The organism is Burkholderia sp. AU45251 (assembly GCF_030482905.1).
Lineage (GTDB): Bacteria > Pseudomonadota > Gammaproteobacteria > Burkholderiales > Burkholderiaceae > Burkholderia > Burkholderia aenigmatica.
Genome location: NZ_JAUJQH010000019.1, coordinates 25,841 through 39,613, shown reverse-complemented (window position 1 = coordinate 39,613; position 13,773 = coordinate 25,841). Strand labels below are relative to the sequence as shown.

The window sequence follows — 13,773 nt, the reverse complement described above, 5'->3', positions numbered from 1 at the left end:
GATTCCTTGCTGTTAGCATCGGGTCAGGCCATACGGCCGCCATCAAATCAGTGCGCCATGGTCATTTCTCACTGGAACCAGTGTTCACGTGCTTTCATGATCAACGCCTTAGCGGCATCCTCTTCCATCCCGGTCATGTCGACCAGTTCATCCACAGCCAGCTCGGCGAGATCGTCTCGCGTCTGCATGCCGTGTTCGGCCAGCTTCGCAAGCAACTCCGGCGTGATGCCGTCGAGGCTCTTGAGATCCAGCGCTGCGTTCTCGACCTTTTCTTCGTTCGCGATGGCCATCGTCAACAGCGCGTCGCGTGCGCGGTTGCGCAGTTCGTGCACGGTGTCCTCGTCGAACGCCTCGATCTCGAGCATTTCGTTGAGCGGCACGTACGCGATCTCTTCCAGGCTCGTGAAGCCTTCGTCGATCAGGATGTCGGCAACTTCTTCGTCGACGTCGAGACGCGCCATGAACAGCGCACGCAGCCGGTCGCGCTCTTCACCCTGCTTCAGGGCGGATTCGTCCGGCGTCATGATGTTGATCTGCCAGCCGGTCAGCTCGCCTGCAAGGCGAACGTTCTGACCGCTGCGGCCGATCGCGACAGCCAGCTCGTTCTCGTCGACGACGACGTCCATCGAGTGCTTTTCTTCATCGACGACAATCGACTGAACAGCTGCCGGCGCGAGCGCGCCGATCACGAACTGGGCGGGATCCTCCGACCATAGCACGATGTCGATGTTTTCGCCACCGAGCTCGTTGCGCACGGCCTGCACGCGGGAACCGCGGATGCCGACGCACGTGCCGATCGGGTCGATCCGCTTGTCGTACGCGATGACGCCGATCTTCGCGCGCACGCCCGGGTCGCGGGCAGCCGCCTTGATCTCGAGCAGGCCCTGCTCGATTTCCGGCACTTCCATCTCGAACAGCTTCATCAGGAATTCGGGCGCCGTACGCGACAGCTCGATCTGCGGGCCGCGCGCGGTGCGGTCGACCTTCGCGATGTACGCGCGCACGCGGTCACCCACGCGCAGGTTTTCCTTCGGGATCAGCTGATCGCGGCGCAGCAGCGCCTCGACACGGCCCGATTCGACGATGAAGTTGCCCTTGTCGAGGCGCTTCACCGTACCCGTCATGATCTTTTCGCCACGCTCGAGGTAGTCGTTCAGGATCTGCTCGCGCTCGGCGTCGCGCACCTTCTGCAGGATCACCTGCTTCGCGGCCTGCGCGCCGATGCGACCGAACTCGATCGACGGAACGGGTTCCTCAACATACTCGCCGACTTCGACGTCGGGCTTCTGCTCACGTGCTTCGAACAGCAGGATCTCGCGATCCGGCTCCTGCAAGCCTGCCTCGTCGGGTACGACGAGCCAGCGACGGAAGGTTTCGTGCTCGCCGCTTTCGCGATCGATATGGACGCGGATTTCGGCGCCTTCGTCGAACAGCTTCTTGGAAGCGGACGCGAGCGCAGCCTCGAGGGCGCCCAGCACCACATCCTTGTCGACGTTTTTCTCGCGCGCCAGCGCATCCACCAGCATCAACACTTCGCGACTCATTATTTGCGGCTCCTAAAGTCAACTTGCGGAATCAGGCGGGCTTTGTCGATATCGGCCAGCGTGAAATCCAGCATGGCCGCCTCGCCCTTCTTCCTCTCAAATTCCAAACCGATCGTTTCGCCATTCGGCGCGTGCAGAATGCCCCGGTACGTCTTGCGCCCGTCCAGCGGCTTTTTCAAAGTCACGGAAACTTCGCTGCCGGCGAAGCGCTCGAAGTCGGCCAGCTTCTTCAACGGGCGGTCGAGCCCCGGGGACGAGACTTCGAGCCGTTCGTAATCGATGTTTTCGACCGTCAAGACGTGCTGGAGCTGACGCGTGACCTTTTCGCAATCTTCGAGCGAGATGCCGGCAGGCTGATCGATGTAGATGCAAAGCATGCCGCGCCCGGTGCGCTCGAGATCCACCAGCTCGTAGCCGAGCCCGGTGACCGTGGTTTCTATCAGTTCCGTCAGTTGCACTGTGTCCTCTCAGGTGTTCGCGCCCGCCGCTCGCGATTCACCCGCGGGCGCGCGCCTTAGCCGGCGCAGGAAGCGCTACCCGAGATGCCTAACCGTTTCAGCAAAAAAAAATGGGCGGAACGCCCATCTTCTTACTGGTGGTCGCACCTGAGCCGCACATTGAATCCGTACGCCCAGCGACTTCGCGATTATAGCGATTTTTGGCGCAAACGCCAAGCCAGCCGGTAAAAGCAGCGTGTTGCCTGCCTTTACAGGCCCAAAATGCGAAATCGGGCTGCCCGATCGACCGGCGCCATCGTGGCACGCCGGCGATCGATTATGCCGACGGCCAAGCAGCGGCACGCGACATATATATAGCCGAAAGCAATAAACGCAATGCGTCGCACCGACAGAACCGGACGACTGCCGATCCTTCCGGTACGCCGGCGGCTTTGCACCGCCGCAGCCTGGACGCTTAGCGGCTGCGCGTGCGGCTGCGCTGCGGACGCTGGCCGCCGCGGGCACCGCCACCGTTGCCGGCGGCGCCCTCGGCACGATTGCCGTTCGGGTTGCGGTTGCCGCCCTTGCTGCCGCCGCGTTTGGGTCCCGCGCTGTCGCGCTTGGGGCCTGCGCCATACGACGCACGGTTGCCGTCGACATCGCCACGGCCACCGCCAGCGCGATTACCATCGCGCCCACCGCCCGCACGGTTGCCGTCCCGGCCGCCGCCAGCGCGATTGCCGTAGCCCGACGGCGCGACCGGCAGGCTGCCGTAGCCGCTCAGACCCGGCAGGCCCGGTCCGCCGCGGCGACCACCGCCGCGACGCGGCTGATCCAGCTGCCCGTGCGTCGTCAGCACCGGCTCGCGGCCGATGAAGCCCATCGACGTCTGCATCGGATCGGGCTGACGACGCTCGGCCTGGCCGGCACTGCCGCGCTTGCCCTTCTCCTCGGACGGCGCCTTCAGGCCGACGGTCGCCATCAGCTTGCGCACCTGCGCGTCGTCGAGCTCTTCCCAGCGACCGCGCTTCAGACCGCGCGGCAGCGGAATCGGGCCGTGGCGCGTACGGATCAGACGGCTCACCATCAGGCCGACCGCCTCGAACATACGGCGCACTTCGCGGTTGCGGCCTTCGGCCAGCGCGACGTGATACCAGTGGTTCGTGCCCTCGCCGCCACCGTCACGGATGCGCAGGAAGTTCGCCGGGCCGTCATCGAGCTCGACACCATGCAGCAGCTTCTGCCGCATGCCTTCGGCCAGCTCGCCGACGACGCGCACCGCGTACTCGCGCTCGACGCTGTAGCGCGGATGCATGAAGCGGTTCGCGAGGTCACCCGAAGTCGTCAGCATCAGCAGACCTTCGGTATTGAAGTCGAGGCGGCCCACCGCGAGCCATTTCGCCGTCTTCATCGGCGGCAGGCGGTCGAACACCGACGGACGGCCTTCCGGATCTGCGTGGCTGACGATCTCGCCCGTCGGCTTGTGGTACAACAGCACGCGCGGCGGCTTGTTCGGCAGCTTGCGCTTGACCGGCTTGCCGTTGATCCGCACCTGGTCGGTCGGCATGATGCGCTGGCCGATGTGTGCGGGCTCGCCGTTCACCGACACGCGGCCGGCGACGATCAGCTCTTCCATTTCGCGGCGCGAGCCCATGCCCGCTTCCGCCAGCACCTTGTGAAGCTTCGGCGCATCGTCGTCCGGCGACAGCACACGCTTGTTCGCCGGCTGGCTGCGGCCGCGACGCAGCATCGGCGCACGCACGCCGCTACCGCCCGCGGAATTGTCCGCATCGAATGCCGGCGACGTCACGTAGGCGAACAGCTCGTCCTGGGACGCATCGCCTTCCGCCTTCACCGTGCCGCTTTCAACCTTCGCCGCAGCGCCGCGACGGCCCTGGCCACCCTGGCTGCCTTGGGCCTTGGCCGCACCTTCACGCTTGGCAGCAGGCTTGCGAGCACCCTTGGCCGCCCCTTCCTTGCGCGGCGCACGCGCCGGCTGCTGCGCTTCGTCGGCTTCGGCCGGCTGCGCGTCAGCGCTTTCGCCGCTCTGCGGCTCGCCTTCGGCGCCCTTCGACTTGGCCGCCGCGCGACGCCGCGCGATCAGGCTACGCGGGCCTCGCCGCAGACCGCGGCGGGGACGCTCGTCGCCACCCTCGGCCGAAGCGCCCTGCTCCGGCGCATCGTCGGCACGCGCTGCCTGCACGGCAGGCGCGGACGATTCAATATCGTGGATATCTGTCAAAACAACCTCAAAATGTCAGGTCTCGCGCCCGGCTCGGGCGCGGCAAGAAGTTGGCCGCGATCAGGCGCGACGCTGTTCGGGTTCTGCTTCGTCGTCCGGCAGCGCGTCGGCACCGATCGGTGCACTGGCGCTTCGTACGGCGTCGGCGAGACTGTCGGACGTATCGTCCAGCATCTCGCCGTCCGCGGGACGGGAACGGGAGGCGTCGGCCTGGCCGGCCTCGCCGGGCATGTCGCCGGCCGCTTCCGCTCCGTCTCCGGCAACCGTTTCGGCAGCCGGCTTGCGATCTTCCTCGCTCCAATCCGCGCGCAGCGGCTCGGGCTGCACACCGGCAGGCACTGCTTCGGCGCCAGCCTGTTCCAATTGTTCCGTTTGCCCGCGACCAGCATCGAGCGTATCGCGGCTCGGAATTTCCTGCGTCGACGCGACGTCCGCCGCGGGACCATCCGGCAATCCTGCCAATTGGCCGGCGGATGCCTCGTCCGCGTGCGACGTATCGCCCGGTGCGTCGTCGGCAACCGGCATGCCCTCGTCGAAATCCATTGCCTGCTGAGCCAGCAGCGCAGCCTCGATGTTCGCGGCCGGCTCTTCGAGCGCAGGCAGATCATCGAGCGCCTTCAGGCCGAGGTCGTCGAGGAACTGCTTGGTCGTCGCATACAGCGCCGGGCGCCCCGGCACGTCGCGATGGCCGATCACTTCGATCCAGCCGCGATCCTCGAGTTGCTTGACCACCTGCGTATTGACCGTCACACCGCGAATCTCTTCGATGTCGCCGCGCGTGACGGGCTGCCGGTACGCGATGATCGCGAGCGTTTCGAGCACCGCGCGCGAATATTTCGGCGGCTTCTCGGGATGCAGGCGATCCAGATAATGACGCATCGCCGGCTTGCTCTGGAAGCGCCATCCGGTTGCCAGCGCCACCAGTTCGACGCCGCGGCCGGACCAATCCTGTTTCAGATCTTCGAGCAACGTGCGGACCGTGTCAGCCGACACGCCGTCGGCAAAGAGCTTGCGCAAATCGCCGAGTTTCAGCGGTTCCTGCGCGCAGATCAAAGCAGTCTCGAGGACGATCTTCGCCTCTTGGGTATTCATGCAGCTAGGTCAGACCCTGTGGTCAAACGAACCGGATCAACAAACAGACGAAAGGAACGGAAGACGCGCTCGCCCGATTCTGATCGGTCATATTGATGGGAGCACGAACCGGGGGCGGCGAACCAACTTCAGGCCAGGCCCAAACCGGACGGAACAGCACGGCTCAACGACGGAACCGCGTGACTGAGCGCCATATTACGCAAAATTGCCCGGTGCGTAAAGATGAGCCGAACGGGCTGCCGCCAGCGCGCCGTGTCCGCTCCGGCCCCGCTTCAGCGGGCGGCTCCGCCGCGCGCGAGGAACCGGCGCAGCCGTTCGACGCCCGCGTCGAGTCGAGCCGGATCGCATGCGTAGCACCAGCGCACGAACCCTTCCCCCTCCGGGCCGAATGCGCGCCCGGGCGCAAGGCCGAGCCCCGCATCGCGCACCAGTGTCTTGCAGAACGCCAGGCTGTCGGCCGCGCCCGGCAGGCGCAGGAACAGGTACATCGCGCCCGGTGGAGGCGGCACCTCGACGCCCGGCAGGGTGCGCAGCGCAGCGACCAGGTGATCGCGCGCATCGCGCAGCGCCGCGACGAACGACCGCACGAACGGCTCGCCATCGCGTAGCGCGACTTCGCCTGCGGCCTGCACGAAGCCGGGCGCGCACGACGTGTTGTACTCGACGAGCTTCGACAGGTCGCCCATCACCGCTGCCGGCGCGATGAGCCACCCCAGGCGCCAGCCCGTCATCGCCCACGCTTTGGAAAACGAATTCACGACGACGACCCGCTCGCCGCGCGACGCGATGTCGAGGAACGATGGCGCGCCGCCCGCGCCAAACGCGAGCCGCTCGTACACCTCATCGGCAACCAGCCAGATGCCGTGGCGGCGGCAATGGGCGAGCACGGCTTGCTGGTCGTCGCGCGACATCGTCCAGCCGGTCGGATTGTTCGGCGAGTTGATCAGCAGCATCCGCGTATCGGGCGTCAGCGCCGCAAGCAGCCGCCCGACGTCGAGTTGCCAGCCCGCATCGCCATAGCCTAGCGGCACGCATTCGACCTGCGCGCCAAGGATCTTCGGAATCTCGACGAGATTCGGCCACAGCGGCGTGACCGCGACGACCCGCTCACCCGGACCGACCAGCATCTGCGCGGCCAGCATCAGCGCGCTCACGCCCGAACTCGTCACGGCCACGGTATCGGACGCCGTCGCGCCGTGACGGGCACTGACGTAGGCCGCGATCGCGTCACGCAGCGGCGCAGTACCGAGGTTGTGCGTGTAGAAGGTTGCACCATCGCGCAGCGCCGCGGCTGCGGCGTCGCGGATGAAGTCCGGCGTCACGCGATCGGATTCGCCGAACCAGAACGGCAGCATGTCCGGCACGCCAAAGCCGGCGTTTGCCACCTCCCGGATCAACGACGGTCGCAACGCGTGCACCGCGTCGCGCGCCGCCGGCGCGCCGGCCACCGGAAGAAAGTCTGCGGAATGCGTCATCGAGCACCACCATCGAGGAACACGATCCGCGTAGTGTACCGGCCCGCAAGCCGGACCGGCGCGCGGCGCTGCGCTGTGCGTCAGTCGAGATCCTCCGCCCTTGCCGGCATCTGTCGCACGAGTTCCCAGATCGCCTGCGCAGCGGGCGACAACGACCGGTCGCGGCGGCGCACCAGCTCGACCGTGCGCTCGGTGCGCGGCGTGAGCGGCCGCGCGACGAGCGTCGAGCCGGCAGGCAGCGGCAGCGACAGCCACGGCTGTACGCTCACACCGACGCCGGCCTCGACGAGCCCGAACACGGTCGCCGAATGCCCGAGCTCCTGCATGACCGTCGCGTTGACGCGATGGGCAGCCAGCGCGGCATCGATCAGCGGCCGGCTTCCCGACGCATGATCGAGGAGCACGAGGCGCTCGCCGTCCAGCGCCGTCCAGGGCACCTCGGCACGCGCCGCGAGCGGATGGTCGGCGCGCGCGACCAGGCAGAACGAATCGGTCATCAGCGATTCGCAGACGAGATCAGCTACCGTGAGCGGCCCGATCACGACGCCGAAATCGACCTCGCTCGACTTCACCTTGCGCAACACGTCGCTCTGCACGTCGTCGCGCAAGCCGAGCGTCACGAACGGAAACTGGCGCTCGCACGACGCCACCACGCGCGGCATCAGCCGGCATGCGATCGTCGGGCTGGCCGCGACGATCACGCGCCCGCGGCGCTGCTCGCCGATCTCGCGAATCTCACGCAGCGTGTCGTCGAGATCGTCGAGCAGACGCGACACGCTCGCGATCAGGTTCGCGCCGACATCGGTCAGTTGCACGTCGCGCGTCGTGCGGTCGATCAGCTTCAACCCGAGCTCGGCTTCGAGCTCGCGCACGCAGCGGCTGACCGCGGACTGCGTGAGCCCGATCTCGCCGCCCGCGCGACTGAAGCTCTTGAGCCGCGCGACCTCGATGAAAACGCGAAGCTGGCGCAGCGTGACGTTCATTTCCCGACCTCATCAATCGTCGATATCGATGCGTGATTTTAATGCGCGAATCCGGCTTCGATGTGCGAATCAGGCACCTGCCCCACATGTTTCGCTGCGGTGCAATACAACCGCGAACGCACGTGGCGCGGGCGAACTGCACAAGATTGGTGATTGTCCCGATTTGCTGGCGGGTTATTTTGGCGTCTTATACGCCCCTAGCTGACTTAGCCGTTAGCTCGCTGCCAAGCGGCTCTCGAGGGAATTACCTCCGACATGGCACGCTTCGTGCATTACCTGGCGCACAGGGCGCAGGTTTCGTCGGACGGAAGAGCAGAAACGCCGCTGCCGGCCAACCGGACGCCCCCACCCGGCACTCGAGGATCGAGTGCTTGAAGAGTGCGCGGCGCAGGGCAGCGCACCGGAGTTAGCTTCGCTGAGGTGAGGACATGATGCTGTTCGACGATTTGAGAGATAACGAGTGGGCGCTGGTCGAGGGTCTGTTTTGCTCGGAACCCGCACGGAGTGAGCGGCGCGGCCGCCCCCGCGTGGAAGCCCGCTCGGTGGTGAACGCCGTGCTGTGGGTGCTGTCGACGGGTGAAGGCTGGTCGAAGCTGCCGGGCCGCTATCCGTCGCCGCCGACTTGCCGCCGTCGCTTCGACGAATGGCAGGCGGACGGCACGCTCGCCGAAATCGTGAAGCGACTCGGTACGAGCGGCCGGCAGATCTCCCTGCGCGGGCGTATCGGCGCAAGCGCGGCGAAGCCGCCCGCACCGCCGAGCCGCGACCGGCTGCGCGGCGCCTTCTGGACCAATCCGGAATCCTGGCGCGCGCCCGTCAAGATGGCGTAACGAATGCTCGATCGGGCGGCTACGGCCGCCCGGTCTCTTTCTGCGACGCGACCCGTTCGCGACGCCTGCATTGCCGTCGATTACCGTTGTCGTGCCGAGATACATCTATTTACCAATATTTACAGCAAGCCTGCACTCCCACGCTTACCTTAGCGACATATCAACAGGCCGCGTCGACGGCTTGAAGGGAGCCCCGCCATGAAACCAATGTCACTGCTCGTTGCATGCGGCATTGTCATTTCCTTGGCGCTGTCCGCTCCAGCCCGGGCCGATGATCGCGCGAAGCCGCCCCATCATCAGCAGGATCACCGGAACACCGTCCGCCAGCCACCGTCCGCCAACTCGCCCAGCCGGCAGACCGTGCCGCGTGGCGATCTGCGCGGCGACATCGCCAACAATGCGCGGGCGCGCATTGGCTCGCAGCCGTCCGACGGACCGCGCCATCCATAGTCCTGCCAATTTAAGGATTTCGCCAAAGAAAATGCCCGCAGTCGGGAACTGCGCCGCATGCGACGAGTCACAACGTTGCCATGAGCACAGCGTGGCAACAGCAAAAGTATCCGGTACGCCCGTATCCTCGCGATACGGGCTTTTTTTTGGCATCGCCAGCCGCCCGGCGATGCGCGCGACGGAATGATCGGCCGCTACAGGCGGCTTTCGAGAATCGCCACGGCACTTGCTTCGCTCAATGCGTAGTCGGCCATGCGGCGATCGGTCCAGGAAAGTAATTTCTCGTCGCGCTCGAGGCGCGAGAATTCGGCTCGACCGCTTTCGGTCAGCACGGCAATGTCGACCGGTGCGTGGAAGCCCGGCGCGGGAGCAACGGTTTTCTGCCTGACCGTGTCCATCAGCCCGAGTGAACGGAGATACTCGAACACACCCGGGCGGCGTGCCCACGGTACCTGGCGGTACTGCACTCGTCTCAATGCGTCGAGCACCGCTTCGTTGGAATACGTGGCCATCTCGATTCTTTCTTAAAGTGCAGCGACAATGCGAAGCGGCACGCCGGACGGAATCTCCGCCAGCCGATACCGCCACCGATTCTGGAGGCCGACGTTCGGCGTCGCGTCAGGGCCGGATCGTTAGCCGTCCATAAAAAGACACCATACCCCAATCAAATTGATTCTGTTCGATTCATTTGTACTTCTCTTCATCTGTTTCATGCTCTGCCACAAGCGGCGTCGAATCATCTCGATCGTTGCCGTTGTGGTGTTCTGGCTGCTCGCGACAGGCTGGCTCGCCGCGCCGCTGATCGCCTGGACCGAGGCGGGTGTCGTACCCGTCGAGCACCCGGACATGCATGGGCGAACCACACTGATTCTCATCGGCGCCGGAACGCAGCGCACCGACACCGGGCTAAGGCCACCGCCTGACGGAGCCGCACGCATCCACAAGGTCGCGGCGCTCTATCGCACTTGCCGGCAGCAGGCCGAGCGCTGCACCGTGGTGATGTCGGGTGGTGACCCGCAGCATCACGGCGAAACCGAGGCGGCCGTATACGGGCGCCAACTCGTCGCCGAAGGCATCGCTCCCACGGATCTCGTTCTGGAACCGGATAGCCGCACAACCTACGAAAATGCGAAATTCACTGCGTCTATACTACGCTCACAGTATGACGACGCGCGCATTCTCGTCACCTCGTCGTATCAGATGCGCCGCGCATTGCTCGATTTCCGCCGTTTCGGGATCGATCCGCAGCCCGTTTACGCGAATCGCCGACGCGCGCAAACGGGCTGGCTACCGCGCTGGCGCAATGTGGCCAACGCCGAGCAGGCGCTGCACGAACTGATCGGCATCGCGCAATTCCACGTCTATCGATGGCTCGGATGGTTCTGACAACTCGCACAAACCGGAACGAAAAAGGCGGCGGCGCCCAGGATGGCAGGCGCGTGACGAACTGCACGAAGTGTTGCGCGACTTCAACGGGGCCTTGCGTCGTGCCGCGATCGGATGCACATTGATCCGTCACTTTTGTTACACTCGACACGCACTCGATTGCAGTCGCCAGACAAAACGGCAACACTCGGGTTCATCACCACTTAGCGGAGGTAAAGCAATGAAGAAGACGTCCCTGGCTATCCTGGTAGCGATGTCGGCGCTGACTGGCGCAGCGTATGCGCAAGAGAGCACGGAAATCAAGACGATCACCGATCCGGCCAAGATCTCCGAGATCGAGCAGCGCGCACAAGCACTGCAGCAGCAGCAAGCGGCCGAAGCCGCACAGCCGGCGATGCAGGAAGAGCATCATCACGGCAAGAAGGCTGCTCACCACAAGGCAGCAGCGAAGAAGGCCGGCAAGAAGGCTGCCAAGGCCGCAGACGCTGCCAGCCAGTAAGTTCGGCGGCACCGCACAAGCGAAAAGCCGAATCCGGGCAACCGGGTTCGGCTTTTTTGGTTGCGGTGCCCGTGCGCTGTGCTAAAGTCGCGCACCGAAATTTTCCACCCGTGCGCACCCCGGTGCGGAGGACAGCATGAGCAACATTCAACTCGACATCGAGTGGACCGAAGCCGCCACTCGCCAGATCAAGCAACTGATGCCCCGCGGCTCGGCCGACGCGTTCCTCGCGCTGCCGCCGATCGAGTGCCTGCCGATGGAGGGCGACGTGCTTTTCCTCGGCCCCCAAGGCAAGCAGCAACCGTTCATCGTCGCAGAGCGCCAGTATCATCACGACGGCGACGCCGACTGGACGATCATCCTGATCCTCGACGTACCCAACACGTCGCACTGACGCACCCCGCGACCGGACGCGTCCGGTCGCCCCACCCGGCTCAGACGAGCTTCGACAGCACGCGGATTTCGGAACGCTCGATCCAGTTCGCGGCCGCTTCGCGATAAGCGAGAATGTGCGCGGAGCGCGCATGAGCGGCAAGTGCCTCCTCGCTTTCCCAGCGCTCGACAAATACGAACCGCGCGGGCTCCTTCAGGTCCCGATGCAGGTCGTATTGCAATGCGCCTGCTTCATTGCGGGTCGGCTCGACGATCCCTTCGAGCTGGGCGCGCAACATCTCTTCGGCGCCCGGCTTCGCCACGATCAGCGCCACGACTGCAATTTCTGCCATTCCCGCCCCCTTCATCTGGAAAAGTTCGAGAATACGCGAATCGCGAATCGCGCATCGGCTACGCCAGCACGGCACCGCACGACGGCCCCCAAAAAAATAGCCCGCGCTTCAGAGAAGCGCGGGCGAAACCGTCGCCCTACGAGGATAGGCGACGGGGCCATCGAGATCCGCACGCTGGCGCGGATCGTCATCTGTTGCGCCGACACTTGTCGCATCGGCATTCGAGGACGTCGATCCCGTTGATCGGGCGCTCGCGGCGCACCCCCGGCATCTGACGCCATCCTCCCTGTTCCAACGATTCCAACATATAAAGCAGATTGCATGCCAGCCGCCACACGCCGAGTACCCTATTGATTTATAAGGACAAAATTTTTGTTTGTGACAATGTGGCAGACGTTCTGCCGCCGTAACGCGCGGATGTTACGTAACGTCACGAGGAGGGACCGAACCTCCCGCACACGCGTGCGCAGACGAGCGGCCATGAAAAAAGCCCGCCATGTGGCGGGCTTTTCACGGATGCGGACAAACGTCGAAATCAGCGAAGCTGATTCACGAGCAGCCCCATGATCTGACGAGCCGCCGACGACGTGTCGACCGAACCCGAATCGTCGACGACCGCAACGCGGGTCTGGTCGGCCGTGAGCGCCTTCACGTTGACACGGTACTGCTTCGCCTGCTTTTCCTTCTTGCCGTGGAACAGCTGGCTCCAGAAGCCCTGCTCGGCCGAACTCAGATCCTTCGGATCGACGTAGCGCACGAAATACAGGCCCTTCGTGCGATCGCGATCGTCAACCGTGAAGTTCGCACGATCGAGTGCGAGACCGACGTGCAGCCACGACCGGTCGTACGGCTCGCCGAGCGTGACTTCCGACGGCACAGCGGCGTCGGCCGCATCGTTACCTTGCGCCGACGTGCGGGTGACGTTTTGCGCGGCAATCGCTGCAGCGGCCTTCGACGATGCGTCGGTGTCGGCTTTCTTGTCCTTCGCTACCGTGTTGTCCTTGATGTTCGCGATCGGCGGCTCGCCGTTCTTCGCGCGCTGCTCGTTCTGGGCGAGCACGGCCATCAACCGCTTCAGGTATTCGGTCTCGAGCGCCGGATCGTTCGGCTTCGGTTCCCACTTGCTCGAATCGTTGTTCGCGCCCGTGATCGCTTCGCGCATGCCCTTCTGGCTGATGAACACGTAAGTGCCGCCATTCGGTGCCGAATCGAGACGCGTGCGGTACTTGTTACGCTCGGCCGTCACGTACGAGTTGCCCATCGCCTTCGAGATCACGCTACGGATCAGGCCGTCGTTGATCTGCGGATGGGTTTCGTTCCAGTCGGTTTCCATCACGCCCTTGTCGCGCTGGTCGACGACGAGCAGGAAGCCCTGCTCCTGCCAGAAGCGGCGGACCTGCGGCCAGACATCGGCCGGCAGCTTGCCGTCGATCACGAGCCAGCTTTCGGTGCCGTCGCGCTGGATATGCATGCCGGCCACGGCCGGAGCCACAGTATCCAGCGCAGGCGCCGCCTGCTGGACCTGGTGAAGCGCGGACAGGGAAGTCGCGCCGCCCTGGGGCGGCAGCGAACGCTGATCGGCCGTCTCGTCGAGCATGTTGGGCGGCACTGCGAGCGACGCTTCCTTCGATTTCGAATCGCTCTTGTAGTCCACTTTCGTGGGCGACGATGTACCGCAACCGGCGACGAGCGCGCCGGTGGCGAGCACTGCAGCGAACCGCATGGTAAGACGAAGATCAGTCATGTTCGGGGAATCCTCTTCCGCTAAATCACGGCGCTTTCCGTGGATCAACCTTGCATTTTACCGGGGCCGCGCCGCGATGTGCAAAAAAGCGACCGGCAAGAAAAAACCCGCGTCAGCCTGAGCTGACGCGGGTTTTTTGTCTGGTCGGGGCGAGAGGATTTGAACCTCATCAAACCCTCGTTGGGACAAGGCTCTCCGGGCGGTGCGTCGGCCTAGGCCGTCATGGCAATTGACACGGAGTCGCACACCTTGGCACGGGACGTCCTCTCATCGATGGTCGTCTTATGGCCCTCGAGCGTCATCGGCGGCCCGAAATCCCACCATCCAAGCCTTCCGCAATCTCAAGCAGGCTGGCGCTCAAAGTAG

The 13,773-nt window shown here is 64.8% G+C and carries 14 protein-coding genes; 5 read left to right on the top strand and 9 right to left on the bottom strand.

Going from position 1 to position 13,773, the window contains the following annotated elements:
- Positions 1 to 68: 68 nt before the first annotated feature.
- From nusA to QZM67_RS28640, 6 genes are all read right to left on the bottom strand, one after another.
- Positions 69 to 1,544: a transcription termination factor NusA gene (nusA, locus tag QZM67_RS28665; protein ID WP_043182579.1), complete on the bottom strand. Its 1,476-nt coding sequence runs from the start codon at positions 1,542 to 1,544 to the stop codon at positions 69 to 71.
- The gene (rimP, locus tag QZM67_RS28660) at positions 1,544 to 2,002 is read right to left on the bottom strand and encodes a ribosome maturation factor RimP (RefSeq protein WP_014897219.1); all 459 of its coding nucleotides are present in this window, start codon (positions 2,000 to 2,002) and stop codon (positions 1,544 to 1,546) included. Before rimP ends, nusA begins: the two co-directional genes overlap by 1 nt.
- 454 nt (positions 2,003 to 2,456) lie before the next feature.
- Entirely contained in the window at positions 2,457 to 4,223 is a 1,767-nt protein-coding gene (rluB, locus tag QZM67_RS28655; protein ID WP_301808555.1) for a 23S rRNA pseudouridine(2605) synthase RluB, read from the bottom strand.
- 60 nt (positions 4,224 to 4,283) lie between these two features.
- Positions 4,284 to 5,315, bottom strand: a complete 1,032-nt coding sequence (scpB, locus tag QZM67_RS28650; protein ID WP_301808553.1) for an SMC-Scp complex subunit ScpB — start codon at positions 5,313 to 5,315, stop codon at positions 4,284 to 4,286.
- 272 nt (positions 5,316 to 5,587) lie between these two features.
- Positions 5,588 to 6,790 carry a pyridoxal phosphate-dependent aminotransferase gene (locus tag QZM67_RS28645; protein WP_301808551.1) on the bottom strand — a complete coding sequence of 401 codons (1,203 nt, stop codon included), beginning with the start codon at positions 6,788 to 6,790 and terminating at the stop codon, positions 5,588 to 5,590.
- A gap of 80 nt (positions 6,791 to 6,870) precedes the next feature.
- Positions 6,871 to 7,773: a LysR family transcriptional regulator gene (locus QZM67_RS28640; RefSeq protein WP_089450360.1), complete on the bottom strand. Its 903-nt coding sequence runs from the start codon at positions 7,771 to 7,773 to the stop codon at positions 6,871 to 6,873.
- A 428-nt stretch (positions 7,774 to 8,201) separates the two neighbouring features.
- Between QZM67_RS28640 and QZM67_RS28635 the strand changes: the two genes are divergently transcribed.
- Positions 8,202 to 8,603: a transposase gene (locus QZM67_RS28635; RefSeq protein ID WP_006409263.1), complete on the top strand. Its 402-nt coding sequence runs from the start codon at positions 8,202 to 8,204 to the stop codon at positions 8,601 to 8,603.
- 198 nt (positions 8,604 to 8,801) lie between these two features.
- Positions 8,802 to 9,053 (top strand): hypothetical protein, encoded by a 252-nt coding sequence (locus QZM67_RS28630; protein ID WP_235995884.1) that lies wholly within the window; start codon positions 8,802 to 8,804, stop codon positions 9,051 to 9,053.
- Between the two features lie 194 nt (positions 9,054 to 9,247).
- Here the strand turns inward: QZM67_RS28630 and QZM67_RS28625 are convergent, their stop codons facing one another.
- Positions 9,248 to 9,565 (bottom strand): hypothetical protein, encoded by a 318-nt coding sequence (locus QZM67_RS28625; protein WP_011351791.1) that lies wholly within the window; start codon positions 9,563 to 9,565, stop codon positions 9,248 to 9,250.
- Between the two features lie 157 nt (positions 9,566 to 9,722).
- Here QZM67_RS28625 and QZM67_RS28620 point away from each other — a divergent pair, with 157 nt between their 5' ends.
- The 3 genes from QZM67_RS28620 (at position 9,723) to QZM67_RS28610 (ending at position 11,332) form a co-directional block, all read left to right on the top strand.
- Entirely contained in the window at positions 9,723 to 10,439 is a 717-nt protein-coding gene (locus QZM67_RS28620; RefSeq protein WP_301808547.1) for a YdcF family protein, read from the top strand.
- 220 nt (positions 10,440 to 10,659) lie between these two features.
- Positions 10,660 to 10,938: a hypothetical protein gene (locus QZM67_RS28615; RefSeq protein WP_011351789.1), complete on the top strand. Its 279-nt coding sequence runs from the start codon at positions 10,660 to 10,662 to the stop codon at positions 10,936 to 10,938.
- Between the two features lie 136 nt (positions 10,939 to 11,074).
- Positions 11,075 to 11,332: a hypothetical protein gene (locus QZM67_RS28610; protein WP_021162409.1), complete on the top strand. Its 258-nt coding sequence runs from the start codon at positions 11,075 to 11,077 to the stop codon at positions 11,330 to 11,332.
- Positions 11,333 to 11,372: 40 nt separating this feature from the next.
- Here the strand turns inward: QZM67_RS28610 and QZM67_RS28605 are convergent, their stop codons facing one another.
- A complete protein-coding gene (locus QZM67_RS28605) occupies positions 11,373 to 11,663 on the bottom strand; it encodes a putative quinol monooxygenase (RefSeq protein WP_043182565.1) in 291 nt (96 codons plus the stop codon).
- Between the two features lie 535 nt (positions 11,664 to 12,198).
- Entirely contained in the window at positions 12,199 to 13,407 is a 1,209-nt protein-coding gene (gene bamC / locus QZM67_RS28600) for an outer membrane protein assembly factor BamC (RefSeq protein WP_043182564.1), read from the bottom strand.
- Positions 13,408 to 13,773: the final 366 nt, after the last annotated feature.